This is a genomic window from Pseudomonas stagnisoli, assembly GCF_048595745.1.
Classification (GTDB): domain Bacteria; phylum Pseudomonadota; class Gammaproteobacteria; order Pseudomonadales; family Pseudomonadaceae; genus Aquipseudomonas; species Aquipseudomonas alcaligenes_A.
Genome location: NZ_CP184361.1, coordinates 80850 through 105213, shown reverse-complemented (window position 1 = coordinate 105213; position 24364 = coordinate 80850). Strand labels below are relative to the sequence as shown.

26 protein-coding genes are annotated in these 24364 nt (G+C 66.6%); 13 read left to right on the top strand and 13 right to left on the bottom strand.

The features are described 5' to 3' along the window. Nucleotides 1–7: 7 nt before the first annotated feature. Nucleotides 8–646 carry an SCO family protein gene (locus tag ACOAPY_RS00420; RefSeq protein WP_076581499.1) on the top strand — a complete coding sequence of 213 codons (639 nt, stop codon included), beginning with the start codon at nt 8–10 and terminating at the stop codon, nt 644–646. A gap of 25 nt (nt 647–671) precedes the next feature. Continuing rightward, nucleotides 672–1349 carry a hypothetical protein gene (locus tag ACOAPY_RS00415; protein WP_465154627.1) on the top strand — a complete coding sequence of 226 codons (678 nt, stop codon included), beginning with the start codon at nt 672–674 and terminating at the stop codon, nt 1347–1349. A gap of 46 nt (nt 1350–1395) precedes the next feature. On the opposite strand, the gene ACOAPY_RS00410 is transcribed toward ACOAPY_RS00415, so the two are convergent. The 7 genes from ACOAPY_RS00410 to ACOAPY_RS00380 all read right to left on the bottom strand — a co-directional run bounded on the left by ACOAPY_RS00410 (nt 1396) and on the right by ACOAPY_RS00380 (nt 7266). Beyond that, nucleotides 1396–2175 carry a MetQ/NlpA family ABC transporter substrate-binding protein gene (locus tag ACOAPY_RS00410; protein ID WP_465154626.1) on the bottom strand — a complete coding sequence of 260 codons (780 nt, stop codon included), beginning with the start codon at nt 2173–2175 and terminating at the stop codon, nt 1396–1398. 77 nt (nt 2176–2252) lie between these two features. Continuing rightward, nucleotides 2253–2933 (bottom strand): methionine ABC transporter permease, encoded by a 681-nt coding sequence (locus tag ACOAPY_RS00405; protein ID WP_272794400.1) that lies wholly within the window; start codon nt 2931–2933, stop codon nt 2253–2255. Continuing rightward, a complete protein-coding gene (locus ACOAPY_RS00400) occupies nt 2930–3937 on the bottom strand; it encodes a methionine ABC transporter ATP-binding protein (protein WP_465154625.1) in 1008 nt (335 codons plus the stop codon). The genes ACOAPY_RS00405 and ACOAPY_RS00400 overlap by 4 nt, the downstream gene beginning before the upstream one ends. 236 nt (nt 3938–4173) lie before the next feature. Beyond that, on the bottom strand, nt 4174–5136 hold the full coding sequence (locus tag ACOAPY_RS00395) for a PA5502 family lipoprotein (RefSeq protein WP_465154624.1): 963 nt from the start codon (nt 5134–5136) through the stop codon (nt 4174–4176). A gap of 53 nt (nt 5137–5189) precedes the next feature. Further along, on the bottom strand, nt 5190–5978 hold the full coding sequence (gene znuB / locus ACOAPY_RS00390) for a zinc ABC transporter permease subunit ZnuB (protein WP_076423434.1): 789 nt from the start codon (nt 5976–5978) through the stop codon (nt 5190–5192). Then, nucleotides 5978–6769, bottom strand: a complete 792-nt coding sequence (gene znuC, locus ACOAPY_RS00385; protein WP_076581484.1) for a zinc ABC transporter ATP-binding protein ZnuC — start codon at nt 6767–6769, stop codon at nt 5978–5980. The genes znuB and znuC overlap by 1 nt, the downstream gene beginning before the upstream one ends. Then, the gene (locus ACOAPY_RS00380; protein ID WP_076581481.1) at nt 6766–7266 is read right to left on the bottom strand and encodes a Fur family transcriptional regulator; all 501 of its coding nucleotides are present in this window, start codon (nt 7264–7266) and stop codon (nt 6766–6768) included. The genes znuC and ACOAPY_RS00380 overlap by 4 nt, the downstream gene beginning before the upstream one ends. Before the next feature lie 62 nt (nt 7267–7328). Between ACOAPY_RS00380 and ACOAPY_RS00375 the strand changes: the two genes are divergently transcribed. Both ACOAPY_RS00375 and ACOAPY_RS00370 read left to right on the top strand, forming a co-directional pair. Next, a complete protein-coding gene (locus ACOAPY_RS00375) occupies nt 7329–8234 on the top strand; it encodes a zinc ABC transporter substrate-binding protein (protein WP_465154623.1) in 906 nt (301 codons plus the stop codon). Next, a complete protein-coding gene (locus ACOAPY_RS00370) occupies nt 8234–8575 on the top strand; it encodes a hypothetical protein (protein WP_465154622.1) in 342 nt (113 codons plus the stop codon). Before ACOAPY_RS00375 ends, ACOAPY_RS00370 begins: the two co-directional genes overlap by 1 nt. Here the strand turns inward: ACOAPY_RS00370 and ACOAPY_RS00365 are convergent. Further along, nucleotides 8558–9508, bottom strand: coding sequence for a homoserine kinase (locus tag ACOAPY_RS00365; protein ID WP_465154621.1), 951 nt, complete (start codon nt 9506–9508; stop codon nt 8558–8560). The genes ACOAPY_RS00370 and ACOAPY_RS00365 overlap by 18 nt on opposite strands. A gap of 4 nt (nt 9509–9512) precedes the next feature. Beyond that, nucleotides 9513–9797 carry a DUF2782 domain-containing protein gene (locus ACOAPY_RS00360; RefSeq protein WP_061902892.1) on the bottom strand — a complete coding sequence of 95 codons (285 nt, stop codon included), beginning with the start codon at nt 9795–9797 and terminating at the stop codon, nt 9513–9515. Nucleotides 9798–9871: 74 nt separating this feature from the next. On the opposite strand from ACOAPY_RS00360, the gene polA reads away from it, so the two are divergent. Beyond that, nucleotides 9872–12658, top strand: coding sequence for a DNA polymerase I (polA, locus tag ACOAPY_RS00355; RefSeq protein ID WP_465154620.1), 2787 nt, complete (start codon nt 9872–9874; stop codon nt 12656–12658). A 312-nt stretch (nt 12659–12970) separates the two neighbouring features. Here polA and yihA read toward each other — a convergent pair whose 3' ends face one another. Then, nucleotides 12971–13618, bottom strand: coding sequence for a ribosome biogenesis GTP-binding protein YihA/YsxC (gene yihA, locus ACOAPY_RS00350; RefSeq protein ID WP_465154619.1), 648 nt, complete (start codon nt 13616–13618; stop codon nt 12971–12973). Between the two features lie 194 nt (nt 13619–13812). On the opposite strand from yihA, the gene ACOAPY_RS00345 reads away from it, so the two are divergent. The 8 genes from ACOAPY_RS00345 (at nt 13813) to ACOAPY_RS00310 (ending at nt 21386) form a co-directional block, all read left to right on the top strand. Next, nucleotides 13813–14106, top strand: a complete 294-nt coding sequence (locus tag ACOAPY_RS00345; RefSeq protein WP_076423425.1) for a c-type cytochrome — start codon at nt 13813–13815, stop codon at nt 14104–14106. A 45-nt stretch (nt 14107–14151) separates the two neighbouring features. After that, nucleotides 14152–14769 (top strand): c-type cytochrome, encoded by a 618-nt coding sequence (locus tag ACOAPY_RS00340; RefSeq protein WP_465154618.1) that lies wholly within the window; start codon nt 14152–14154, stop codon nt 14767–14769. Nucleotides 14770–14915: 146 nt separating this feature from the next. Beyond that, nucleotides 14916–15545 carry a thiol:disulfide interchange protein DsbA/DsbL gene (locus ACOAPY_RS00335; protein WP_076581892.1) on the top strand — a complete coding sequence of 210 codons (630 nt, stop codon included), beginning with the start codon at nt 14916–14918 and terminating at the stop codon, nt 15543–15545. Nucleotides 15546–15555: 10 nt separating this feature from the next. Next, on the top strand, nt 15556–16401 hold the full coding sequence (locus ACOAPY_RS00330) for an endonuclease/exonuclease/phosphatase family protein (RefSeq protein ID WP_465154617.1): 846 nt from the start codon (nt 15556–15558) through the stop codon (nt 16399–16401). Nucleotides 16402–16425: 24 nt separating this feature from the next. After that, complete coding sequence (locus tag ACOAPY_RS00325) at nt 16426–18300, top strand: diguanylate cyclase (protein WP_465154616.1); 1875 nt, start codon at nt 16426–16428, stop codon at nt 18298–18300. Nucleotides 18301–18404: 104 nt separating this feature from the next. Continuing rightward, complete coding sequence (locus ACOAPY_RS00320; RefSeq protein ID WP_076423422.1) at nt 18405–18998, top strand: MarC family protein; 594 nt, start codon at nt 18405–18407, stop codon at nt 18996–18998. A 26-nt stretch (nt 18999–19024) separates the two neighbouring features. Continuing rightward, nucleotides 19025–19801 carry an N-acetylmuramoyl-L-alanine amidase gene (locus ACOAPY_RS00315; protein ID WP_465154615.1) on the top strand — a complete coding sequence of 259 codons (777 nt, stop codon included), beginning with the start codon at nt 19025–19027 and terminating at the stop codon, nt 19799–19801. A 13-nt stretch (nt 19802–19814) separates the two neighbouring features. After that, the gene (locus ACOAPY_RS00310; protein ID WP_465154614.1) at nt 19815–21386 is read left to right on the top strand and encodes an EAL domain-containing protein; all 1572 of its coding nucleotides are present in this window, start codon (nt 19815–19817) and stop codon (nt 21384–21386) included. On the opposite strand, the gene ACOAPY_RS00305 is transcribed toward ACOAPY_RS00310, so the two are convergent. From ACOAPY_RS00305 to ACOAPY_RS00295, 3 genes are all read right to left on the bottom strand, one after another. Further along, nucleotides 21387–21794, bottom strand: a complete 408-nt coding sequence (locus ACOAPY_RS00305; protein ID WP_465154612.1) for a DUF1330 domain-containing protein — start codon at nt 21792–21794, stop codon at nt 21387–21389. A gap of 64 nt (nt 21795–21858) precedes the next feature. Next, nucleotides 21859–23559, bottom strand: coding sequence for a sulfatase-like hydrolase/transferase (locus ACOAPY_RS00300; protein ID WP_465154611.1), 1701 nt, complete (start codon nt 23557–23559; stop codon nt 21859–21861). Between the two features lie 115 nt (nt 23560–23674). Continuing rightward, nucleotides 23675–24331: a DUF3313 domain-containing protein gene (locus ACOAPY_RS00295; RefSeq protein WP_465154610.1), complete on the bottom strand. Its 657-nt coding sequence runs from the start codon at nt 24329–24331 to the stop codon at nt 23675–23677. Nucleotides 24332–24364: the final 33 nt, after the last annotated feature.

Here is a 24364-nt window from a genome sequence, read left to right as displayed (position 1 = left end):
AGATTTCATGAGCCGTACCCACAAGACCGTCATTGTCCTCGCCGCCTTCGTCGCCCTGGTGCTGGGGCTTACCGTCAACAAGGTGCTGAACAGCAAGGGCGACGGCACCGACAAGGTGGCGATGCTCGATGCCGGTATCGTCCTGCTGCCGCAGAGCCGCAGCCTGCCGGGCCTGGCGCTGACCGACCAGGACGGCCAGCCGGTGCAGCTCGATCAGCTCAAGGACAAGTGGAGCCTGCTGTTCTTCGGCTACACCTTCTGCCCCGACATCTGCCCGGCGACCCTGGCGCAGCTGCGTCAGCTGCAGGGCATGCTGCCCGCCGAGACCAAGGACAAGCTGCGCGTGGTGCTGGTGACGGTTGACCCGCACCGCGACACCCCCGAGCAGCTGAAGAAATACCTGGGCTTCTTCGATGCCGGGTTCCAGGGGCTGACCGGTGCCCAGGCCGACATCCAGAAGCTCGCCAGCGCCGTCAGCATCCCCTTCATTCCTGCGGATACCAGCAAGGAAAACTACACCGTCGACCACAGCGGCAACCTGGTCATCATCGGTCCGGATGGCCGTCAGCGTGGTTTCATCCGTGCGCCGCTGAACAACGACAAGCTGGCCGCGCAGTTGCCACAGTTGCTGCTCAGCGACGGCTGAGGACAGCGCGCCAGGGAGGGCGCAGATGATCGATACCCGCTACTGTTCGCGCCTGGGGGCCGGCGCCGCCTTTTGCGGCGCCCTGCTACTGACATTGGGCACTTCACTGCATCCGATGCAGGCAGCGCCCTGGGATGCCGCTGCGGCCTTCGCCGAGTACGCCGCCGACCACCATTGGCTGGCTAGCCATCTGATCCAGCTGCTGGGCGTGCTGCTCGGTGTGCTCGCCCTGCTGGCGCTGACCTGGCGCCTGCGCGCCGGTAAGTCCGGGGTCTGGGCGTTGTTCGGAGCGGCCTGCGCGCTGGCCAGCCTGGCCCTGGCTTTTGCCCTGCAAGCGGTGGATGGCGTGGCGCTGAAGTTGATGGTCGACCAGTGGGCGCACGCCGAGGAACCGCTCAGGAGCCAGCTGTTTGCCGCCACCTTTGGCGTGCGGCAGATCGAGGCGGGCCTGGCCGCGCTGTTCGGCCTGGGCTTCGCCATCAGCCTGCTGTTGTATGCGCCGGCGCTGTGGCTGAGCCGCCCGGCGCCGCGTGGCCTGGCGTTCGGTGTGCTGCTGGCCGGGGGCGCCAATCTGCTGGCTGCCCTGCTGCAGGGGCACGATGGCTTCTCCGAACGGGCGATGAACTGGAGTATGCCCGCCTCGCTGCTTGCCCTGCTCTGGTTCTTCTGGCTGGCGGCCTGGCTATGGCGTCAGCCGGAATGAAAAAAGCCCGCTCGATGAGCGGGCTTTTCGTGGGCAGCTGACGCGATCAGAACGCCGGAACCACGGCACCCTTGTACTGGTCGGCGATGAACTTCTTCACCTCCGGGGTGTGCAGGGCCTTGGCCAGCTTCTGCAGATCGGCGTTGTCCTTCTGCTCGGCGGTGGTCACCAGGATGTTGACGTAGGGCGAGTCGGCGCCTTCGATCACCAGGGCGTCCTTGGTCGGGTTGAGGCCGGCTTCCAGAGCGTAGTTGGTGTTGATCAGCGCCAGGTCAACCTGGGCCAGCACGCGCGGCAGGGTGGCTGCTTCCAGCTCACGCACCTTGATGCCCTTCGGGTTTTCGGCGATGTCCTTGACGGTCGCGGTGATGCCGGCGCCGTCCTTCAGCTTGATCACGCCGGCCTTCTGCAGCAGCAGCAGGGCGCGGCCGCCGTTGGTGGCGTCGTTGGGGATCACTACCTGGGCGCCTTCGCTCAGCTCGTCGAGCTTCTTGATCTTGCTGGAGTAGGCGCCGAAGGGCTCGACGTGCACGCCGGCGATGCTCACCAGGGCGGTGCCGCGCGAGGCGTTGAACTCGTCCAAGTACGGCTGGTGCTGGAAGAAGTTGGCGTCCAGGCGGCCTTCGGCGACCTGCACGTTGGGCTGTACGTAGTCGGTGAAGACCTTGATCTTGAGGTCGACGCCCTCTTTGGCCAGGGCCGGTTTGACGAACTCGAGGAGTTCCGCGTGCGGCACGGCGGTGGCCGCGACACTGATCTCGCCAGCGTGTGCGGCGGCGGAGGTGAGGGCCGCAGCGGCGGCCAGGGCAGTCAGCAGTTTCTTCATGTTCAGCTCCTTGTGGGGTGTGGCGCGGGGTCCGATGGGTGGCCGGTCGCCCGCTGTTCTAGGTGTGGCGAAATCGTCTATTTGCGCGAGAAGTGGATGACCAGCCTGTCGCCGACCATCTGCAGCACCTGCACCAGGACCAGCAGGAGGATGACGGTGACCGCCATCACGTCCGGCTGGTAGCGCTGGTAGCCGTAGCGCACGGCCAGGTCGCCGAGGCCGCCGCCGCCGATCAGGCCGCTCATCGCGGTGTAGGACACCAGGGTGATGGCGGTCACGGTGGTGGCCGCGATCAGCCCCGGCAGCGCCTCCGGCAGCAGGGCGCGGAAGATGATCTGCAGGGTGCTGGCGCCCATCGCCTGGGTCGCCTCGATGATGCCGCGATCCACCTCGCGCAGGGCGGTCTCCACCAGGCGCGCGAAGAACGGCGTGGCGCCCACCACCAGCGGTGGGATGGCGCCGGCGACGCCCAGCGAGGTGCCGGTGATCAGCACGGTCAGCGGGATCATCAGGATCAGCAGGATCACGAACGGCACCGAGCGCAGCACGTTCACCACCAGCGACAGCACGGCATACAGCGCGCGCTGTTCGAACATCTGCCGCGGGCCGGTGAGGAACAGCAGCACACCCAGCGGCAGGCCGAGCAGCACGGTGAACAGGGTGGCGCCGCCCAGCATGTTGAGGGTGTCGAGGCTGGCGTAGCCGATCTCCTGCCAGTCGACATTGGGCAGCCAGCGAGTCAGCAGGGACTCGATCATCGCAGCACCTCCAGGTGCACGTCGGCGGCCTGGAAGCGCGCCAGCGCGGCGTCGATGTCGCCGCCGGTCAGGGCCAGGGTCAACTGGCCATAGGGGGTGTCCTTGATGCGGTCGATGCGCCCGGCGAGGATGCTGTAGTCCACGCCGGTCTCGCGCGCCACGGTGCCGAGCAGCGGCGCGTAGGTGGCCTCGCCCTGGAAGGTCAGGCGCAGGATCTTGCCGCTGACATGGGCGAAGTCGTCGCGCTGCTCATTCTCGTCGACCTGCTCGTCCTCCTGGACGAAGCGCCGGGTGGTCGGGTGCTGCGGGTGGAGGAACACCTGGGCCACCGGTCCCTGCTCGACGATGGAGCCGCCATCCATCACCGCCACCTGGTCGCAGACGCGACGGATCACATCCATCTCGTGGGTGATGAGGACGATCGTCAGGCCCAGCTCGCGGTTGATCTCGGCCAGCAGCTGCAGCACCTGCGCGGTGGTCTGCGGGTCCAGCGCGCTGGTGGCCTCATCGCACAGCAGGATCTTCGGGTTGGTCGACAGTGCGCGGGCGATGCCGACGCGCTGCTTCTGGCCACCGGAGAGCTGCGCCGGGTACTTGTTGGCATGCTCGCTGAGGCCGACGCGGGCCAGCAGTTCCGCGACGCGCTGGGTGATCTGCTGGCGGCTAAGCTCGCCGGCCAGCTCCAGCGGCATGGCCACGTTGGCGGCGACGGTCTTCGACGACAGCAGGTTGAAGTGCTGGAAGATCATCCCGACCTGGCGGCGGAAGCGGCGCAGACCGTCGGCATCGAGGGCGGTGACGTCCTCGCCGGCGACCAGGATGCGGCCGGCCGAGGGCTCTTCGAGGCGGTTGATCAGGCGCAGCAAGGTGCTCTTGCCGGCGCCGGAATGGCCGATCAGGCCGAACACCTGACCCTGCTCGATGCGCAGGTCGGTGGACTGCAGGGCGGGAACGTCCCGCCCGGAGACCCGATAGGTCTTCTGGACGTGGTGAAACTCGATCACGGAGCGAACCTTGTGGGTACGTTGAAGGCTGTCTGCCGGCAGATAGGTGGTGCCGGCGATTTCAGCAAGCGTAGGCGGTTGGCCGAAAGGCGGGCATTTTAGCCGCTTTGTTTATGCGGTCTTAGTCTTTATTGGCCTGAATTGCTATCAGAAAGGCATAAGCAAGCAGGGCGGTTGCACCCCGCGGGTCTACCCCGCGCGGGGCGCACCCGCCCTGCACTGTCTTGCTGCCGGGCTCAGCCGTTGCTTTGCGGGCTCAGCACCAGGCGCGGCTCCTGATCCGGCTTGAGCACGGGTGAGAATTGCGGTGAGAAGCCTGGATCGAGCTTCTTGATCCTAGCGGTGAGCAGTGCGGCGACGAAGGGGTAGTCCTTGGCCGCGCGGACTTCCAGGCGTACCGCGCAGTCGAAGGCAACCACATCGGCGGCGACCTGGTCGAGCAAGTCACGCAGGCTGTCGCGATCGTTGGCGTCGAGCATCGGCAGGGGCACGCTGCTGCTGGCGGCGTTCGGGTCGATCAGGCGCGCACGCGGCGCGGCGGCCACGGCGGGCTTGGGCTCCTCGACCTTGGCCAGCACTGCCGGTGCTGGCTTGGCCTGGGCGGCGGCAGCCTGTTGGGCGGCCTCGCGCTCGGCGGCGGCTTTCTCCTCGGCCAGCTGCTGCTGGCGGGCGCGTTCGGCCTCCTGCCTGGCGATGGTCGCTTCGGCTTCGCGCAGGCGGCGTTCGACATCTTCGCGGCGCTCCGCTGGGGCTTTCGCCTCGGCAGGCTTGGCCACCGGCTGTGGCTTGGCTGCCGCGACGGGTGCCGCTGCCGGCTTGACGCTGCCGCCCTCGGCGACAACGGCCTGGTACTGCTGGCGGAATGCCGGAGAGGTGGCGGCCAGATGGCGCTCGCCCTTGGCCAGGGTGGCACTGGCGCCGGCCTTGTCGCCGGCCTGCAGTTGCTGGCGGCCCTGCTGCAGGTAGGCGCTGGCCAGCTCGCGCTGGTACTGGCCGATGCGCACATCGTTGCTCCCGGTGCGCTGACGCAGGGCGTCCAGGCCGGCCTCGGCGGCCTGTAGCTCGCCGCGGGCGATCTGCGCCGACACCTGGTTGAAGCCGTCTACCAGCTCGTCCACGGTCCGGTAGTCGGCGCGGGCTTCGCCCAGCAGCAGGCTCAAAGCGAGCGCTGCAAGATAACGGTGGCTTGGCTTGTTCATGATGTGACCCGCTGGTTCTGTTTCGTTTTGGGCTGGACAAAAAACGCCCAATCCTAGCGGGCCCGACGCGGCAGGGCAAAGCCTGCGAGGAAAATTGCTGCGGCTGATACCACGATAGAAGGCCCGGCGGGTGTGTCCTGGAACCAGGAGAGGCTCAAGCCCGCGGCTACCGCGAGCATGCCGAGGAAACTGGCGCCGATGGCCATCTGTTCCGGCGTGCGTGCATGGCGCTGGGCGGCGGCGGCCGGAATGATCAGCAGCGAGGTGATCAGCAGCACCCCGACTATCTTCATCGCCACGGCTATCACCACCGCGATCAGCAGCATCAGTGCCAGGCGCAGGGCGGCCACCGGCAGGCCCTCGACCCGCGCCAGCTCCTCATGCACGGTGATCGCCAACAGGCGTCGCCAGAGTGGCAGCAGCAGGGCCAGGACCAGCGCGCTGCCGCCGAGGATCCAGGCCAGATCGGTGCGGCTCACCGCCAGCAGGTCGCCGAACAGGTAGGCCATCAGGTCGATGCGCACTTCGTCCATAAAGCTCAGCACCACCAGGCCGAGGGACAGGGTGGTCGGCGCCAGGATACCCAGCAGGGTGTCGGAGGCCAGCGGCTGGCGCTGCTGCAGGGTCACCAGCAGCACGGCCAGCAACAGGCAGCCAGCGGTCACCGCCAGGGTCGGGCTGAGGTCGAGCAGGAAGCCCAGCGCCACGCCGAGCAGGGCGGCGTGCGACAGGGTGTCGCCGAAGTAGGCCATGCGCCGCCACACCACGAAGGAGCCGAGTGGGCCGGCGACCAGAGCCAGGGCCAGGCCGGCGAGCAGTGCGTTGAGGAGGAAATCGGGCATCAGTGCTTGCACCCTGGGCCGTGGACATGGGCCGGGCCGTGAATGCGCAGGCCGGGTTCACTGACCACAGTGCCATGCAGGTCGTGGCTGTGGTCGTGGTGATGGTGGTAGACGGCCAGGCTCTTGGCGTCCTGGCCGAACAGTTCGACGAAGGCCGGATCGTTGCTGACCTGTTCCGGGTGACCCGAGCAGCACACATGGCGGTTCAGGCAAACCACCTGGTCGGTGGCGCTCATCACCAGATGCAGGTCATGCGATACCATCAGCACGCCACAGCCATGACGGTCGCGCAACTGGCTGATCAGGCGGTACAGCTCGGCCTGGCCGGCGACGTCGACACCCTGCACCGGCTCGTCCAGCACCAGCAGCTCGGGCTCGCGCAGCAGGGCGCGGGCCAGCAGCACGCGCTGCAGTTCGCCGCCGGAAATGCTCTGCAGCGGGCTGTCGATCACCTGGCTGGCGCCGACTTCGGCCAGCGCGGCGGCTGCGGCGCTACGGTCGACACCCGGCACCAGGCGCAGGAAGCGCAGCACCGAGAGCGGCAGGGTCGGATCGACATGCAGCTTCTGCGGCATGTAACCGATGCGCAGGCGCGGCTTGCGCTGCACGCTACCGCGGTCCGGCTTGAGCAGGCCGAGTACGGTGCGCACCAAGGTGGTCTTGCCGGCGCCGTTGGGACCGATCAGCGTGACGATTTCGCCGGCGCGCAGGCTCAATTGCACATCTTGCAGCACGTCCTGGCCGGCGAAACCGACACTGACACCCTCGAGGCGAATCAGCGCATCGTTCATGCCACCCCCTGGCAGCCGGCGCACAGGCCTACGACTTCCACCGTCTGGTTTTCGACGGCAAAGCCTACGGCGCGGGCGCCGCTGGCAATCGCCTCGCTGATGCTTGGCAGCTCCAGCTCGATGGCCGCATGACAGGCCTTGCAGATGAGGAACTGGCCCTGGTGCAGCTCACCCGGGTGGATGCAGCCAATGAAGGCATTGAGTGAAGCAATACGGTGCACCAGGCCGTTCTCCAGCAGGAAGTCCAACGCCCGGTAGACGGTGGGCGGGGCGGCGCGGCGGCCGTCTTCCTCGCTCAGCACTGCCAGGATGTCGTAGGCGCCCAGTGGCTTGTGACTGGCCCACACCAGTTCCAGCACTCGCTTGCGCAGTGCGGTCAGGCGCGTGCCCTGCTTCGCGCACAGCGACTCGGCCTCGGCCAGGGCCGACGCCACGCAACGCGAATGGTCATGAGGCAGGCAGGCGAGCGGCGTGTTGCGAGTCAGGGGCTTGAACATGACGGGGACGTCCGGGTGAAGAGACGTTATTCTATTACTCTTGACCCGCCGAGTGTTGTTCCGTGTCGCGCCTCCTTGTTCTGCTCCTGCTCAGTCTCACCGTCCTTTCCGCCCGCGCCGAAGTGCGCGTGCTGGCCAGCATCAAGCCGCTGCAGCTGATCGCCGCAGCCGTTCAAGAGGGCGCTGGCAGCCCCGAAGTGCTGCTGCCGCCGGGCGCCTCGCCGCATCACTTCGCCCTGCGCCCGTCCGATGTGCGTCGGGTCGAGGGCGCCGACCTGCTGTATTGGGTCGGCCCGGACCTGGAAGGCTTCCTGCCGCGCGTGCTGGCGGGCCGCGACAAGCCCAGCGTGGCGGTGCAGGCGCTGCCGGGCATGACCCTGCGTCACTTTGGCCAGGCGGCGCACGGTGAGGACGAGCACCACCACGAGCATGACGATCATGACCATGATCACCGTCCTGGCAGCCTGGACGCGCACCTCTGGTTGCTGCCGGCCAATGCGCGGGTGATCGCCGCGAAGATGGCGGCCGACCTGACCATGGTCGACCCCGCCAATGCCGCGCTGTACCAGGCCAACCTGCAGGCCTTCGAGCAGCGCCTGGGCGCGCTGGATGTTCGCCTCAGGGAGCGCCTGGCACCGCTGGCCGGCAAGCCCTTCTTTGTCTTCCACCAGGCCTTCGACTACTTCGAGAGTGCTTACGGCCTGCAGCACGCCGGCGTATTCACTGCCGCCAGCGAGGTTCAGCCCGGCGCCCGCCACGTCGCGGCGATGCGCGAGCGGCTCAAGGCGACCGGCGCGGCCTGCGTGTTCAGTGAGCCGCCGCTGCGTCCGCGTCTGGCCGAGACGCTCTCCGCCGGCCTGCCGGTGCGGCTGGCCGAGCTGGATGCGCTGGGCGCCGAGGCTCGCAGCTACGAGCAATTGCTGGAGGCGCTGGCCGGACAATTGGCCGGCTGCCTGGAAGGTCTCTGATGCGCCGCCGGCGTCTGCTGTGGGCGGCGACGACGCTATCGCTGATGGGCCTGAGCGCGCTGCTGGGCTGGCATGCCGCCCGCTGGCAGGCCGGGCTGACCGACCTGCTGTGCGCCGGTGACTTTCGGGATTACCGCGTCGGTGTTGCCCTGCAGGATGGCGCCGGCATTACCCTGCCGGCCGGCACCCGCCTGCGTCTGCGCTTCTGCGAGTACAACGCGCAGGCGCAGCTGGAGCTGTTGATCGACAAGGGCGAGTTCGGCCAGCTGCAGCCGCTCGCCCATCCCGCGGGTGAGCGCTGGCTGTACAGCCTGCAGCCCGTCTCAGAAGGCGAACGGTAGCGCCAGGGCGACCTGCTGGCGCTGCGCCAGGCGGCGCTGGAACTCGCCGGGGTCCTTGACCAGCACGTCGCGGCCTTGGAAGCGTCGCGCGGCGATCAGTCTGGACAGCCAGAAGCGCAGGCAGGCGATGCGCAGCATGGCCGGCCACAGCTCGGCTTCGGCGCGGGTGAAGGGCCGCAGCGCGGCATAGGCACCGAGCAGTGCCTGGGCGCGCGGGCCATCGAGGCGCTGGTCGGCTGTCGAACACCAGTCGTTGAGGGTGATCGCCAGGTCGTAGAGCATCGGCCCCGAGCAGGCGTTATAGAAGTCGATCACTCCCGCCAGCTGGTTGCCGTCGAACAGCGCGTTGTCGATGAACAGGTCGGCATGCAGGTTGGCGCGCGGCAGCGCGAGGATGCGCGCCTTCAGCTCGGCCACCTCGTGCAGGCTGTCGCGCAGCAGCGGCAGCTGTTCGTCATGCAGCTCCAGGGCCAGCACCGGGCCTTCTTCGAGCATCCAGTCGAGGCCGCGGTCGCTGCGCCGTTCCAGAATATGCTCGCGGGTCGCCAGGTGCAGGCGCGCTAGCCAGGCGCCGATTTCCGCGCAGTGGTGGGGGTTGGGCTGGTCGACATGCTTGCCGGACAGGCGCGGCTGCAGCAGCGCCGGCTTGCCGGCCAGTTCGCGCAGCACTTCGCCGTTGCCGGTGGCGATGCCGTAGGGTACCGGCAGGCCGGCTTGGTGCAGGCGTTCCAGCAGTTCGACGAAGAACGGCATGTCGGCGCGCGGGCCGCGCTCCACCAGGGTGAGGACGAATTCGCCGCCCTCCAGGCTGATGAAGAAGTTGCTGTTCTCGCTGCCGGCGGCGATGCCCTGGAAATCCTTCAGGCGACCAAGCCCGTAGGGTTCGAGGAAGGTTTCCAGCTCTGGGCGTTCAAGGGGCGTGAAAACGGACATGGACTTACCAGCTGAAGATTTCCCAGGCGGGAATCAGCATGTCCGGCTGGTCGGAGCGGATGAAGTTGCCCTCGCTGCCGTCGGCACGCACCAGGAAGTACGGCTTGCCGTTCTTCGGCGTGACCTTGATGGCGTAGAGGAAGCCGTTCTGCCGGTACTCGGTGATGGTCTTGTCGCCATCCTGGCGGATGGTCACGTCCGGGTCGCCGGTGACTTCTTCCTCGGCCAGGGCGAGCATCGGGCTGGCGGCCAGCAGGGCGGCCAGGGTCAGGCGGGTGAGCAGGCGCATGGTAACCTTGTCCCTTTCTTCAGGTTGATGCAGCCATTCTAGCGCTCGCACCCGGCAAAAGGTTGATTCCAAGCATGTCCAAGGCCCCTCTCGTTCTGGTCGACGGTTCCTCCTACCTGTACCGCGCCTTCCACGCCCTGCCGCCACTGGCCAACTCCAAGGGCCTGCAGACCGGCGCGGTGAAGGGCGTGCTGAACATGCTCAAGAGCCTGCGCAAGCAATACCCGGACAGCCCCTTCGCGGTGGTGTTCGACGCCAAGGGCCCGACCTTCCGCGACCAGATGTTCGAACACTACAAGGCGCATCGCCCGCCCATGCCCGAGGAGCTGCGCGGTCAGGTCGAGCCGCTGCACGCCGCCGTGCGCGCCCTCGGCTACCCGCTGCTGTGCATGGAAGGCGTGGAGGCCGACGACGTGATCGGCACCCTGGCCCGGCAGACCGCCGCGCTCGGCCGCGACGTGGTGATCTCCACCGGTGACAAGGACATGGCCCAGCTGGTTTGCCCGCATGTCACCCTGGTCAACACCATGACCGGCAGCGTTTATGACATCGAGGGCGTGCGCGAGAAATTCGGCGTCGGCCCGGAGCTGATCATCGACTACCTGGCCCTGATGGGCGACAAGGTCGACAACATCCCCGGCGTGCCCGGCGTCGGCGAGAAGACCGCGCTGGGCCTGCTGGTCGGTGTCGGCGGCGGCCTCGACGTGCTCTATGCCAGCCTGGACAAGGTGCCCGAGCTGCCGATCCGCGGCGCCAAGACCCTGCCGGCCAAGCTCGCCGAGCACAAGGAGATGGCCTTCCTCTCCTACCAGTTGGCGACCATCAAGACCGATGTGGAGCTGGACGTCGGCGTCGACGACCTGCACCCCGGCGAGCCAGACCGTGCCGCGCTGGTCACCCTGTATACCGAACTGGAGTTCAAGGGCTGGCTCGACGAGCTGCAGCGCCAGCAGCCCAAGGCCCGCCCGGCCACGGTGCCGGCGCCGATCGGTGGCCTGTTCGATGCGCCCGAGCCTACTGCCGTTGCCGAGCAGCCGGCCAGCGAATCGCGCTACGAGACGGTGCTGGAGCAGGCCCGCTTCGACGCCTGGCTGAAGAAGCTGGAAGGCGCCGAGCTGATCGCCTTCGACACCGAGACCACTAGCCTCGACCCGCAGCAGGCCCAGGTGGTCGGCGTGTCCTTCGCCGTCGAGGCCGGCGAGGCTGCCTATGTGCCGCTGGCCCACTCCTACATGGGCGTGCCGGCGCAGTTGGATCGCGACGCGGTGCTGCGTGCGCTCAAGCCGATCCTGGAAGACCCGGCCAAGGCCAAGGTCGGCCAGCACGCCAAGTACGACATGAACGTGCTGGCCCACGCGACCACGCCGATCGAGGTGCAGGGCGTGGCCTTCGACACCATGCTGGAATCCTATGTGCTGGACTCCACGGCGACCCGCCACGACATGGACAGCCTGGCCATGAAGTACCTGGAGCACAGCACCATCCGCTTCGAGGACATTGCCGGCAAGGGCGCCAAGCAGCTGACGTTCGACCAGATCGCCCTTGAGCAGGCCGGCCCTTACGCCGCCGAAGACGCCGACGTGACGCTGCGCCTGCACCAGACCCTGTGGGCCAGGCTGCAGGCCACGCCGAGCCTGGCCAAGGTGCTCAAGGACATCGAGATGCCGCTGGTACCGGTGCTGGCGCGTATCGAGCGCAACGGCGCGCTGGTCGATGCCAAGCTGCTCGGCCAGCAGAGCCTGGAGCTGGGCGAGCGCCTGGTGGCGCTGGAGCGCCAGGCCTACGAGCTGGCCGGCCAGGAGTTCAACCTCGGCTCGCCCAAGCAGCTCGGTGCCATCCTCTACGACAAGCTCGGCCTGCCGGTGCTGAGCAAGACCGCCACCGGCCAGCCGTCCACCGCCGAGAACGTGCTGGCCGAACTGGCCGAGCAGGATCACGCCCTGCCCAAGCTGCTGATGGAGTACCGCTCACTGAGCAAGCTGAAGAGCACCTACACCGACAAGTTGCCGGAGCAGATCAACCCGCGCACCGGGCGCATCCACACCAGCTACCACCAGGCGGTGGCAGCCACCGGGCGGTTGTCGTCGACCGACCCGAACCTGCAGAACATCCCGATCCGAACCGCCGAGGGCCGGCGTATCCGCCAGGCCTTTGTCGCGCCCGCAGGCTACAAGCTGATGTCGGCGGACTACTCGCAGATCGAGCTGCGCATCATGGCGCACCTGGCCAAGGACGAGGGCCTGCTGGACGCCTTCCGCCACGACCGCGACGTGCACCGGGCCACCGCCGCCGAGGTGTTCGGCGTGCCACTGGAGCAGGTCAGCTCCGACCAGCGCCGCAGCGCCAAGGCGATCAACTTCGGCCTGATCTACGGCATGAGCGCCTTCGGCCTGGCCAAGCAGATCGGCGTCGATCGCAAGCAGGCGCAGGCCTATATCGACACCTATTTCGCCCGCTACCCCGGCGTGCTCGCCTATATGGAGCGCACCCGCGAGCAGGCGACCCAGCAGGGCTATGTCGAGACCCTGTTCGGCCGCCGCCTCTATCTGCCGGACATCCATGCGAAGAACCCGGCCCTGCGCAAGGGTGCCGAGCGCACGGCGATCAACGCGCCGATGCAGGGCACCGCGGCGGACATCATGAAGCGCGCGATGATCGCCGTGGACCAGTGGCTGCCGCAGTCCGGGCTGGATGCGAAAGTCATACTGCAGGTGCACGACGAACTGGTTCTGGAGGTGCGCGAGGATCAGGTCGAGGCGCTGCGTGCCGGCCTTCTACCATTGATGAGCGGCGCCGCCGAGCTGGATGTGCCGCTGGTGGTCGAAGCCGGGGTGGGCAACAACTGGGACGAGGCGCACTGAGGCGTTGCGGCATAAGGTCGCAGGTAAATTGCTGTTGCGACTAAAGGCGGCCCTGCTTATCGCAATGCGATTTAAAAAAATCTGAACTATTGCTGGAAAAGGGGGGTCAGAGATCGTGAATGGCAACGAAGCCCTTCGATGCTCCTGTGTTTTAGTGTTGGCAGATCTCTGAACCCCGCCCTAGCGGTTCAGAATTGAACCCCGGTCTTCTCCCTCCCCATACGAAGCCCGGGGTTTTTTTTGCCCGGCGAACGCCCGCGGGCCGGCATCAGCCCCACTGGCAGGGGTTTCAGCCGGTCGTGGGGTGCAGGGTCAGGCGTCCTGTTCCGCCTCTTCTTCCTCGATCAGTCCCAGCCACTGGGCCAGTACAAGCTGGGCTTCGTCCACGCCCTGGCGCTTGGGCGCGGAGAACAGCTGGATGCTGGCGACCTCGTCGCCCCAACCCTTGCGGATTTCCTGGCGGACCTTGAGCAGGGTGTTCTTGGCTGCGCCGAAGGTCAGCTTGTCGGCCTTGGTCAGCAGGATGTGCAGCGGCATGCCGCTGGCCTTGCACCAGTCGAGCATCATGTTGTCGAACTCGGTCAGCGGATGACGGATGTCCATCATCAGCACCAGTCCGCACAGGCTTTCGCGGCTGCCCAGGTAGGCCTCCAGGTGTTTCTGCCAATGCTGCTTGAGCGGGATCGGTACCTTGGCATAGCCGTAGCCCGGCAGGTCGACCAGGCGGCGCTCGTCATCCAGGCGGAAGAAGTTGAGCAGCTGGGTACGACCCGGGGTCTTCGAGGTCCGCGCCAGGTTGGCGTGGGTCAGGGTGTTCAGCGCGCTCGACTTGCCGGCGTTGGAGCGTCCGGCGAAGGCCACTTCCAGGCCCTGGTCGTCCGGGCACTGATCGACCTTGGCGGCGCTGATGAGGAAGGTTGCCTGCTGGCACAGGCCGAGAATGGGGTTTCTGGATGACATGGGGAGTCCGTATGGGCGGGGAGCCGGAACGCGTGGCGGCGCCAGAGGGGCGCGGCATGCTGTCGCTTCCGTTTCAGCGACGCCAGTATATAATGCCGCAGATTTTGTGTGCGCTTTGTCCTTCCGCCGGGAACGAGACAGAACCCGCTGCGCGACCAGACGCAGGCCGTTCCCTCCCTGATTGAGGTTTGGCTATGAAGAAAGTGCTGATCGTCAGTGCAGCGTTACTGTGGTTGTCGGGTGCCGCGAATGCGGCGCAGGATCCGGAAGCGGTTTATGCCAAGGCCTGTGCGGCCTGCCACAATGGTCAATTGCCGATGGCGCCCAAACGGGGCGACAAGGCGGCCTGGGAACCACGACTGGCCAAGGGCATGGATGCGCTGGTACAGAGTGTCACCAACGGTCTGAATGCCATGCCACCCCGTGGCCTGTGCATGGATTGCAGTGCCGAGGATTACCAGGCCGTCATCAAGGTGATGAGCGAGTAGTCCCGAAAAAACCTAATTACCTCTAGCCGTTATTTGGATTAGCTGATGAACAAAGTACTCGTGAGTCTGCTGTTGAGCCTGGGCGTCTCCGCAGCCGCGCAAGCTGCCAACCCCCTCGTGGGTGATGCTGAAGCCGGCAAGGCCAAGGTCGCCGTCTGCGGTGCCTGTCATGGCGCCGATGGCAACAGTGCTGCGCCGAACTTCCCGAAACTGGCTGGGCAGGGTGAGAAGTACCTGCTCAAGCAGTTGCATGACGTGAAGTCCGGCAAGCGGCAGATCGTCGAGATGACGGGGATGCTGACCAACCTGAGCGATCAGGACCTGGCCGATATTGCCGCCTACTTTGCCAGTCAGAAGATGAGCGTTGGCGCCGCCGATCCGGCGCTGGTCGAACGTGGCGAGGCGCTGTTCCGTGGCGGCAAGCTGGCTGAAGGTATGCCGGCGTGCACCGGTTGCCACTCGCCGGACGGTGCTGGTCTGGCTGCTGCTGGGTACCCCAAGCTGGGTGGCCAGCATAGCCAGTACGTCGCCAAGCAGTTGACCGACTTCCGCGAAGGCAACCGTACCAACGACGGCGATGCCATGATCATGCGCGCCATTGCGGCCAAGCTGAGCAACAAGGATATCCAGGCGGTGTCCAGCTACATCCAGGGCCTGCACTGATCAGGTGCTGCCAGGTGTAAAGAAAAGGGTGGCCTCGGCCACCCTTTTTCATTGGTGCTGCCGCTACAATGCTGGAACCCGTTGCCGCACTGTTGGTCGAAGCGAACCGCCGTGTCTGCGCGGCCCTCATTTTCAAGGAGTTCTGCATGCGTAACCTGATTCTCAGCGCCGCCTTCGCCGGCCTCAGCCTGCTGGGCCTGAACGCCCAGGCCGAGAACATCGAAGCCGGTCGCCAGTACGAGGAGCTGAGCAACCCGGTGCCGGTGTCGCAGCCGGGCAAGATCGAAGTGGTCGAGCTGTTCTGGTACGGCTGCCCGCACTGCTACCAGTTCGAGCCGACCCTCAATCCGTGGATCGAGAAACTGCCGGCCGATGTCAACTTCGTGCGTATTCCTGCCCTCTTTGGCGGCATCTGGGATGTGCATGGGCAGCTCTTCATCACGCTGGAGTCCATGGGTGTCGAGCAGCGCGTGCATGACGCCGTGTTCAATGCCATCCACAACGAGAAGCGCAAGCTGGCCACTGCCGAAGAGATGGCCGAGTTCCTCGCGGCTCATGGCATCGACAAGAACAAGTTCCTCAGCACCTTCAACTCCTTTGCGGTGAAGGGTCAGATGGCCAAGGCCAAGAAGCTGGCGGTCGCCTACCAGATCAGCGGCGTTCCGGTGCTGATCGTCGGCGGCAAGTACCGTTTCGACATCCGCAGCTCGGGCGGCCCGCAGGAAACCCTGCAGGTTGCCGACTTCCTGATCCAGAAAGAGCGCTCCGCCAACTGAGTCCCTCGCCATGCTGCGCCGCTGGAGTTCCGGGCGTTCCGCGGGCCTGCGCCAAGCGCAGGTCAACGGCCTCTGCGCGGAATCCGGCGGTCACGGGTTTGATGGGCGCCTGCGGTTGCTCAGTTTCAATATCCAGGTCGGCATCAGCACCGAACGTTACCGCCACTACCTGACCCGTAGCTGGCAGCACCTGCTGCCGCACTCTGGTCGTGCAGTCAATCTGCAACGCATTGGCGCTTTGCTCGGCGACTATGATCTGGTCGCGCTGCAGGAGGTCGATGGCGGCAGCCTGCGTTCCGGCTTCATCAACCAGGTCGAGCGCCTCGCCGAGCTGGGTGCCTTTCCCTACTGGTACCAACAGCTCAATCGCGATATGGGCCGCCTGGCCCAGCACAGCAACGGCATGCTCAGTCGCCTGCGTCCGGACCTGCTGGAAGACCATCCGCTGCCCGGGCCGCCCGGGCGTGGCGCCATACTGGCGCGTTTCGGCGCGGGTGCCGATGCCCTGGCAGTCATCAATCTCCATCTCGCGCTCGGTGCGCGGACCCGCACGCGTCAGCTGGCCTATGTTCGGGAGTTGATCGAGGGCTATCGCCACGTGGTGCTGATGGGGGACATGAACACTCATGCCGTCGATCTTCTGCAGCGATCACCGCTGCGTGATCTCGGTCTGTTCGCGCCGCAGGTCGCCGCAACCTTTCCCAGCTGGCGGCCGCAGCGTTGCCTGGATCACATCCTGCTCAGTCCCACGCTGCTGCTGGAGCGCGTCGAAGTGCTCAGTCAGCCGATTTCCGATCACCTGCCGGTGGCGGTCGATATCCGCCTGCCGAGCGGTTTCAGTCTGCCTATGCTGTAGTGGCTTTGCCACTGGATCGCCACCATGACCGAGAATGCCCAGCGCTGGAAAACCAAATACCTTAAAAGCCTTGAGCAGCAGGAGTTGCAGGAGAAGCTCTGGAATGAGCGTCTCGACCTGCTGCGGCGCGGCCTGGTGCGCAGTTCGCTGGCTGCAGAGGGCAGTGACAAGGCGGTTGATCAGTGCATGCAGGAACTGCGTGAGCTGATCCGTGGCGAGCAGATGGATAGCGGTCTCTCCGCGCTCATTCCGCGGCTGGAGAAGGCCGTACTGGATTCCGAGCAGCGCCGCCAGCAGCGCATCGAGCAGAACATTGCAGGCATTACCGATCTGACCCAGCAACTGCTGGCGCTCGACCCGCCGCGCGAGGTGCGCAAGGCGCTCAAGCAGTTTGCCAGGCGTATCGAGGAGCGTGCCAGTCAGTCACGCGAGATGCCGGCCCTGCTGGCTGAATTGAGCAGCCTGCAGGGCAAGACGCTGACGGTGCTGGGCAGTGCGCCAGTGGAACGTCCAGGTTTGCTGCAGCGCCTGTTTGGTGGCGGGCGCGACGAGGCAGTCCCCGAGGCTCCAGCAGCCCAGTCGCAACCTCAGGCGCCCGCGCCGATCATGCTGGATGACGAGGGTGACGTGCCGGCGCCTGCTGGCGTGGCCGCCACACAGCCGCTCCAGGTTTCTGCCTCGCTCACTGCCGAGGCGGCGCCCCTTGCTGCAGTGACGGATCCCGCTCCCGTGGCGCGTCCGGCGGCGCCGCTGCCGGTCGCAGTCGCCGGCCTGGACAGCTTGCCGCTGGATGCACGGATTCTGACCGGCGAGGGTGATCCCTCTTTCGCCCTGCCGGAATCCTCTGAGCCCGGTTACAGCACGGTGGCGCCGCATGTGGCGCAGAGCCTGCTGGGCCTGCTCGACGAGCTGGAGTTGCCGGCGCACCACCAGCCTCAGGGCGAGGCTCTGCGCGAGCGCATCAGCGGTGGTCTGAACTGGTACGAGCTGGTACCGGCGCTGGACGACCTGGCCGTGCTGGTGCTGGCGGTGAGCGACAGCGGTCAGCGCGAGTTCGCCGTGTACCTCAAGCAGCTCAACGAGCGCCTGGCGGCCTTCATCGATACCCTCGGCCAGGCTCATGAGGGGTACAGCGAGTCGTTGGAAAGCTCGCGCAGCTTCAACCGTGAGCTGCGCGAGCAGGTCAGTGGCCTGCAGGCCAGTGTGCAGGAGGCAGTGGACCTGGGCACCCTCAAGCAGGCCCTGGAGCAGCGCCTCGACGGCCTGCTCAGTACGGTGATCGAGCACCAGCGCCAGCGCGAGGGGCGGGAGGGCGAGGTGGCCGAGCGCCTGCAGGCGCTGTCGCTGAAAGTGGCCGAGATGGAGCAGGAAGCCCAGGGCTTCCGCGAGCATATCGAGGAGCAGCGGCAGAAAGCCCTCACCGACCCGCTGACCGGCCTGGCCAACCGTGCCGGCTGGGCCGAGCGTCTGGAGCTGGAGGTGGCGCGCTGGAAGCGCTATGGCGGTGATCTGCTGCTGGCGGTGCTGGATATCGATCACTTCAAACGGATCAACGATGGCTATGGCCACCTGGCCGGCGACAAGGTGCTGAAGATCATCGCCGGCGAGCTCAGCAAGCGGCTGCGCAAGACGGACTTTCTCGCCCGCTTCGGCGGCGAGGAGTTCGTCCTGCTGGTACCCAGCACGCCGCTGGAAGGCGGACGGCAGCTGCTGGAGACGTTGCGCGCAGGTGTCGAGTCCTGTCCTTTCCACTTCCGTGGCGAACCTGTGACCATCACCTTGTCCTCGGGGCTCACCGCCTTCACCAGCGGCGACAGCAGCGATGCGGTGTTTGCCCGAGCCGACCAGGCGCTCTACCGCGCCAAGCGCGAGGGGCGTAACCGCATCGAGCTGGCGTAGCCTGCGCTGGGCGCCGAGGGCGGGCGACGGCCCGCTGTCCGCGCGGCGTATTTGGGGCGGGCTGGGCGCGCCGGATAGACTATGGCGTGCTCAAGGAGTTGTTCATGGATATTTTCGGTATTGCCGTCCTGGTTTTTCTGGTCACCGACCCCTTCGGCAACATTGCCATCTACCTCGCCGCGCTGAAGAACGTCGCGCCCGAACGGCGCATGCGCGTGGCCCTGCGCGAGTTGCTGCTGGCCTTGGCGCTGCTGATGCTGTTTCTCACCTTCGGTGACAAGATCCTCAGCGGCCTCGGGCTGTCGCGCGAGTCCACCGCCATCGCCGGGGGCATCATTCTCTTCGTGATCGCGATGCGCCTGATATTCCCGCGCCCTGAGGGCGTGCTGGGCGATCTGCCCGATGGTGAGCCGCTGCTGGTGCCACTGGCCACGCCGGCGGTGGCCGGGCCCTCTGCACTGGCGGTGTTGCTGACCCTGCGCAGCACCTACGACGGGCCCATCTGGGAGCTCTACCTGGCGGTCGGGCTGGCCTGGTTGGCCACCGCCAGCATTCTGCTGCAGGCCTCCTGGCTGCAGAAGTTCCTCGGCCCGCGCGGGCTGACGGCGGTCGAGCGCCTCACCGGCATGCTGCTGATCATGCTCAGTGTCGACATGCTGCTGGACAATCTGCAGAGCATCCTGCATATCGCGCCCTGATTTCAGAACGGACAGTCGCCCAACCGATGAGATTTCTCAGCCTCACCTTCTGTGCCCTGTTCCTCGCCGGTTGCGCGGGTACCGCGTCGATCGATGACAGTTACAGCGCGCGCGGCCAGAGCAGCCGGGTGCAGTACATTGTGCTGCATTACACCTCCGCTGACTTGCAGCGTTCCCTGGCCCTGCTGACCCAGGGTGAAGTTAGTGCCCATTACCTGATCGCCGATGGCTCGGCCAAGGTCTATCGGCTGGTCGACGAGGATCGCCGAGCCTGGCATGCCGGTGACAGCAGCTGGCAGGGCCGTACCTGGCTGAACGCCAGCACCATCGGCATTGAACTGGTCAACCAGGGCTATTTCGATGGGCCCAATGGCCGCTACTGGCAGCCTTACGGCGAGGCGCAGATGCAGAGGCTGATCGCCTTGCTCAAGGAACTGGTCAAGCGTCACGACCTGCCCATCGACAGCGTCATCGGTCACAGCGATGTGGCCCCGCAGCGCAAGGTCGACCCCGGCCCGCTGTTTCCCTGGAAGCGCCTGGCCGACGCTGGCTTGATCCGCTGGCCGGACGCGGCACAGGTGGCCAGGCAGCGCGGCCAGTTCGAACAGGCGTTGCCGGATGCACTGTGGTTCCAGCAGCAACTGGCAAAAGTCGGTTTCAGCCTGGCCTTCAGTGGCCAGTTCGACGAACAGACCCGCAACGTGCTGGCGGCCTTCCAGATGAAGTACCGGCCGGATCGCTACGATGGCCTGGCGGATGCGGAAACGGCAGCGATACTCGCCGTATTGAACACCACCCCCTGAGCGAGGAACGGTCATGGGCAAAGGATTGCAACAGTGGCTCCGCCCCTTGCCCATGGGCCTGCTGGCGGCTCTGCTCAGTGCCCTGGTGCTGCTGCCCGCGTTGTTCGCGGGGGCGGATTGGCAAGCGCGCCGCAGCGAGCAACGCGAACTGGAGCTGTTGCGCCAACAAAGTGCCGAGCGCATTGGCGACTTCTTCGACAGCCTCTATGCCAGCATGCGCCAGCTGGATGCCCTGAATGCCGCGCGCTGCGCTGAAGCCTCGGCCTTCGAACTGCAACAGCGTGCGGCTGCCGAACTGTTCGTGGTCGGTTTCAGCCGCACCCTGCCCGACGGCCGGACCTGCGGCACCCTGCGGCTGCCGTCGACGCGCGCGCTGCAGGACTACCGCCACTGGCGCCTCGATGATGTCGACATCTGGTGGCAGCCCTCGCGTGTGCAAGATCCCCTGCAGCCTTCGCTGATGCTCGGTCGTGGTGGTGTGCAGGTTGCCAGCAGTCTGCGTTTCCTGCGGGCACTCATGCAGATGCCGGCGGGAACCGACAGCCGCCTGTTGGGCCCCGGTGGACAGGTGCTTGACCTTGAGGGGGACACCTCGCAGCTCAGAGACCGCGAGCGTCGTCTGCTGCAACAGCCCGAGGGGCTGCTGCACCTGGACGGACACACCTATCTGCTGGGGGCGGGTGATCGTTTCGGTCTGCGTCTGCTGGTCAGTCGTCCGGAGCAGCGCCTGCTCGAGCAACAATTCAAGCTACGTGCGCTCGGCGCGACTTTCGGCCTGGTGCTGGCGGCCCTACTGGGCTGGCTGGTCGCCCTGCTGCTACGCCGTGACCAGTCGCTGGCGCGGGCGCTGGCCCAGGCGCTGCGGCGTGATGAGTTCGAGCTGGACTACCAGCCACTGGTGGACCTGGACACGGGCCGCTGCGTGGGTGCCGAGGCGCTGCTGCGCTGGCGCCGCGCCGATGGCCAGCGGGTGCGACCGGACCTGTTCATCCCGCAGGCCGAGGACAGCGGGCAGATTACCGCGATCACCCGCTGGGTGATCCGCCAGGTGCTGCAGGAGCAGGGTGAGCTGCTGCGGCAGCATCCTCAGCTGTACATCTCGGTCAACCTGGCTGCGGCAGACCTGGTCGAGGCGCATTTCCCGGCCGAGGCAGATGAGGCACTGCGAACCGCCGGCGTGGCACCCGCACAGCTGGTCTACGAAGTCACCGAGCGTGGGCTGGTCGATCCGCAGCGCGCCGTGGCGGTGCTCGAACCGTTGCGTCAGGCCGGCCACCGCATCGCCATCGACGACTTCGGCACGGGCTACTCCAGTCTCTCCTACCTGCAGCAGCTGCCGGTGGACGTATTGAAGATCGACAAGAGCTTCGTCGATGCCCTGGGCACCGAGGCTGCCAGCAGCCCGGTGGCGCCGCACATCATCGCCATGGCGCGGGCGCTGGGGTTGAAAGTGATCGCCGAGGGGGTCGAGCAGGCCGAGCAGGCGCGTCTACTGGCCGAACTGGGCGCGCAGATCGGTCAGGGCTGGCTGTTCGCCAAACCGCTGTCCGGTCAAGCGTTCCGCGACTTCGTCGCGGCGCATTGATCAGCCCGGCGGTAGGCAGCCGATCAGCCGTGAGTCGGCCAGAGCCGCCGTGCGGTGCACGGTGGCGGCGCGGTATTCGGGGTCGGCGAGCATGCCGAGGAAGGCGGCCTTCGAGGGGTAGCGCACCAACAGCAGGTCATGCCACTGCTCGTCGTGCGGTGCAATGAGGGCCATCTGCGCCTGCGCCATCAGCTCGACTTGGCCGCCAGCGCCCTGCACCTTGCCCAGGGCGATCCTGCTGTAGCGCTTATAGGCTTCGCGGCCGCTGCAGGGGCTATGTCCGCTGTCAGGCGGGTAGTCGGCCGCCTCGCGGTAGCGCAGCAGGTTGAGCATCAGGATCGGTGTGTCGTCCGGCATGTTCTGGGCAAAGGCTGCGAGCTGGTCGCGACTGGGGTTTAGACTGGGCATGGCAGACTCCTGATTGGGTTCTGTGCCCAGCCTCCGCTACTGGCGGGTCGGTCGCAAGCCCCATTCAGGGCGTGGATGGCGCCTCCCCCAGATCCCGCAGCCAGCGGCTGAGCAGGCGCGGCTCATCGAATACCAGACCTGCGGGCGTTTCCCGTACACGCTGGATCATGTTGTCGCCGAACAGCTGCTTGCCCTGCACGAAATGTTCGCCAGCAATCCGGTTGGGGTTTTCCACCCGTTGGCCGAGGCGCTCTGCCAGCCACAGTCCGGCTTCGTGGTGGCTGACCCACTGCTCCTGGCGCAGCGACTCCAGGGCCGCTTCCGGCGCCTCGCGCGCCAGCACCATCACCGGCACTTCGGCGACCTGCGGGAGCAGGTCGTTATGGCCCCAGCGCCCGCCCTCGCCGAGCAGCTGGCCGTGGTCGCCAGTGATCAGCAGGTAGCGCTCCCCTTCCAGCTGGTCGAAGCGCGCGATCACCTCGGCGAGTACGTCATCCAGGTAGCCGATGGCATTGTCGTAGGCGTTGCGCTGGCGCTCCTCGCGCGGCAGTGACGGATCGACCGGCCAGCTCGGCAGTGGCTCTTGATGCTGGTCGTAGTTCTCTTCGTACGGCAGGTGTGCGGTGCGCAGGTTGATCACGGCGAAGTTGCGTTCGCCCCAGTGCTGCTCGCCGAGCAGATCGACCAGGGCATGGTCGTGGCGCTTGAGGAACAGCAGCGGGTGGTCCTCGCGGGTGATGCTGACGTCCAGGTGGCGGCTGCCCAGGTGACTGAGCAGCTTGGATTCCTGCGCCGACAGCCAGTGGGTGCGGAAGCCGCTGGCGCGGGCCAGGGCGAACAGATTGTGCGGTTGCTGGCGCAGCAGCTCGGGCTGGCCGGGCTCACGGATCAGGTTGAGCAGCATCGGCAGGCTGACCGCCGTGGATACCCCGGAGGCGATGCCCGGCCGCGCCAGCAGTGCGCCCTCGGCCTGCAGGCGGCTGAGGGTCGGGGTGGTGTTGCGCGTGTGACCAAACACGCCCAGGCGGTCGGTACGCAGCGAGTCGGCCACCACCACCCAGACATGCTTGGCTCCGCTGGCCACCGGCGTGACCCGGTAGGGTGCGAACGGCGCCTTGGGCAGCGCCTCGGCCGGGCGGAAGGCCAGGCGCACGCCATAGAAGGCGAAGGCGTTAAAGCTGTTATGCAGGCCGCTGCGGGTCGGCCCGGGGAGGAACGAGCTGTAGTCGCGGTAGGTGGCGCGCCAGGGCTTGGCCGCCAGCACCAGAACGATGATCAGCAGAGCCCAGCGGCTCTGTGGCAAGCGCAGGCGGCGCGGCAGCCATAGGTGCAGCGCCAGCAGCAGGCCATAGGGCAGCAGCACCGTGGGCAGCACGTGCCAGTGGTCGGCGAAGCTGGCCCAGCCGGTTTCGCGCACTTCGGCGAAGTCGCTGAACAGGCTGACGATGTCGGGCGCCGCCAACGGCTCGCCGAAGAACGACACATGGCTGAGCTGGATCAGCTGCATGGCCGCCAGCAGCACCAGCAGGCTCGCGACCAGGCGCGGCATGCCGCACAGCCACAGGCCCAGGGCGAACAGCCAGACCACTACCACGAAGCGGGCCTCGAGCTCGGCCTGGTTGGCGCTGGTGAACAGTTGCTGGATGAAGTCGTCGGCCATCAGCAGGCAGGCGCTCAGCGTGCTCAACAGCAGCAGGCGCGGCAGGGCGATGGACCAGGGCAAGCGCTGGGCGGACGTATCGGGAGCCAGGGCGGCAAGCGACATGGGGGACTACTCGATAGTGGCGGATCGCCAACAGAGTATGCCGATTCGCTCCGGGTTCCCGCCCGGCTTGTTACCGGAGTTTGCCGCGCGGGTCCCGCCCCACGCGGCGCGCTGCTTAGGGTTTGAAGGCGCGGGCGTCGCGGGCCCAGACGTCCAGAGCGGGTTTGAGGTCCTTCAGGCTCAGCTGGGTGCTGCTGTTTTCCAGTGCCAGGCCGTGGCCCTTGCGCACCACGCGCAGCATCGGCTGGCTGGTGCGGCCGTCCAGCGCTTCCAGTTCGACGTAGATCTCGGTGTTCTTGTCGCGCGTACCGGCGGCCGTGGTGGCGGCGGCCAGTACCAGTGCGACGGGAATCACCTCATAGGGCTTCAGGCCCTCGGTGGAGACGTTGACCGCCGTGATGGCGCTGCGCAGTACCAGGCTGTCCGCGTTGGGTTGGTCGACCACCGTCATGCGGCTCTGCAACTCGCGGCGCATGGCTTGATACAGGTAATTGCTGATGTCGTTCAGGGCCGCCTGGCTGACCTGCTCGCTTGGCGTTGGCGCCGGGTAGAACACGGGTTTCTCCAGGTACACCGAAGCGTAGCGGCTGGCGCTGTAGTCAGGCGAAACCCAGCGCAGCACCGGTGCGCCGCTGGCCGAAGTGGCCTGCTGCAGCTGCGAGTAGTCGCTGAGGAAGCCGGAATACTGCGAGGGTTGAGTGGTCTTGCTGGCGCAGCCGGTCAGCAGCAGACCGGCGGCGAGGCCAAGAGACAGCATCAGTGTGGGTTTCATCCTTGCACTCCTAAGGGGTTGATAAGCGCTTTA

Bases quoted from the DNA above. Each gene is read 5' to 3' on its own strand.
- ACOAPY_RS00420 (WP_076581499.1), top strand. From the start codon at position 8: ATGAGCCGTACCCACAAGACCGTCATTGTCCTCGCCGCCTTCGTCGCC.
- ACOAPY_RS00415 (WP_465154627.1), top strand. From the start codon at position 672: ATGATCGATACCCGCTACTGTTCGCGCCTGGGGGCCGGCGCCGCCTTT.
- ACOAPY_RS00410 (WP_465154626.1), bottom strand. From the start codon at position 2,175: ATGAAGAAACTGCTGACTGCCCTGGCCGCCGCTGCGGCCCTCACCTCC.
- ACOAPY_RS00405 (WP_272794400.1), bottom strand. From the start codon at position 2,933: ATGATCGAGTCCCTGCTGACTCGCTGGCTGCCCAATGTCGACTGGCAG.
- ACOAPY_RS00395 (WP_465154624.1), bottom strand. From the start codon at position 5,136: ATGAACAAGCCAAGCCACCGTTATCTTGCAGCGCTCGCTTTGAGCCTG.
- znuB (WP_076423434.1), bottom strand. From the start codon at position 5,978: ATGCCCGATTTCCTCCTCAACGCACTGCTCGCCGGCCTGGCCCTGGCT.
- znuC (WP_076581484.1), bottom strand. From the start codon at position 6,769: ATGAACGATGCGCTGATTCGCCTCGAGGGTGTCAGTGTCGGTTTCGCC.
- ACOAPY_RS00380 (WP_076581481.1), bottom strand. From the start codon at position 7,266: ATGTTCAAGCCCCTGACTCGCAACACGCCGCTCGCCTGCCTGCCTCAT.
- ACOAPY_RS00370 (WP_465154622.1), top strand. From the start codon at position 8,234: ATGCGCCGCCGGCGTCTGCTGTGGGCGGCGACGACGCTATCGCTGATG.
- ACOAPY_RS00365 (WP_465154621.1), bottom strand. From the start codon at position 9,508: ATGTCCGTTTTCACGCCCCTTGAACGCCCAGAGCTGGAAACCTTCCTC.
- ACOAPY_RS00360 (WP_061902892.1), bottom strand. From the start codon at position 9,797: ATGCGCCTGCTCACCCGCCTGACCCTGGCCGCCCTGCTGGCCGCCAGC.
- polA (WP_465154620.1), top strand. From the start codon at position 9,872: ATGTCCAAGGCCCCTCTCGTTCTGGTCGACGGTTCCTCCTACCTGTAC.
- yihA (WP_465154619.1), bottom strand. From the start codon at position 13,618: ATGTCATCCAGAAACCCCATTCTCGGCCTGTGCCAGCAGGCAACCTTC.
- ACOAPY_RS00345 (WP_076423425.1), top strand. From the start codon at position 13,813: ATGAAGAAAGTGCTGATCGTCAGTGCAGCGTTACTGTGGTTGTCGGGT.
- ACOAPY_RS00340 (WP_465154618.1), top strand. From the start codon at position 14,152: ATGAACAAAGTACTCGTGAGTCTGCTGTTGAGCCTGGGCGTCTCCGCA.
- ACOAPY_RS00335 (WP_076581892.1), top strand. From the start codon at position 14,916: ATGCGTAACCTGATTCTCAGCGCCGCCTTCGCCGGCCTCAGCCTGCTG.
- ACOAPY_RS00330 (WP_465154617.1), top strand. From the start codon at position 15,556: ATGCTGCGCCGCTGGAGTTCCGGGCGTTCCGCGGGCCTGCGCCAAGCG.
- ACOAPY_RS00325 (WP_465154616.1), top strand. From the start codon at position 16,426: ATGACCGAGAATGCCCAGCGCTGGAAAACCAAATACCTTAAAAGCCTT.
- ACOAPY_RS00320 (WP_076423422.1), top strand. From the start codon at position 18,405: ATGGATATTTTCGGTATTGCCGTCCTGGTTTTTCTGGTCACCGACCCC.
- ACOAPY_RS00315 (WP_465154615.1), top strand. From the start codon at position 19,025: ATGAGATTTCTCAGCCTCACCTTCTGTGCCCTGTTCCTCGCCGGTTGC.
- ACOAPY_RS00310 (WP_465154614.1), top strand. From the start codon at position 19,815: ATGGGCAAAGGATTGCAACAGTGGCTCCGCCCCTTGCCCATGGGCCTG.
- ACOAPY_RS00305 (WP_465154612.1), bottom strand. From the start codon at position 21,794: ATGCCCAGTCTAAACCCCAGTCGCGACCAGCTCGCAGCCTTTGCCCAG.
- ACOAPY_RS00300 (WP_465154611.1), bottom strand. From the start codon at position 23,559: ATGTCGCTTGCCGCCCTGGCTCCCGATACGTCCGCCCAGCGCTTGCCC.
- ACOAPY_RS00295 (WP_465154610.1), bottom strand. From the start codon at position 24,331: ATGAAACCCACACTGATGCTGTCTCTTGGCCTCGCCGCCGGTCTGCTG.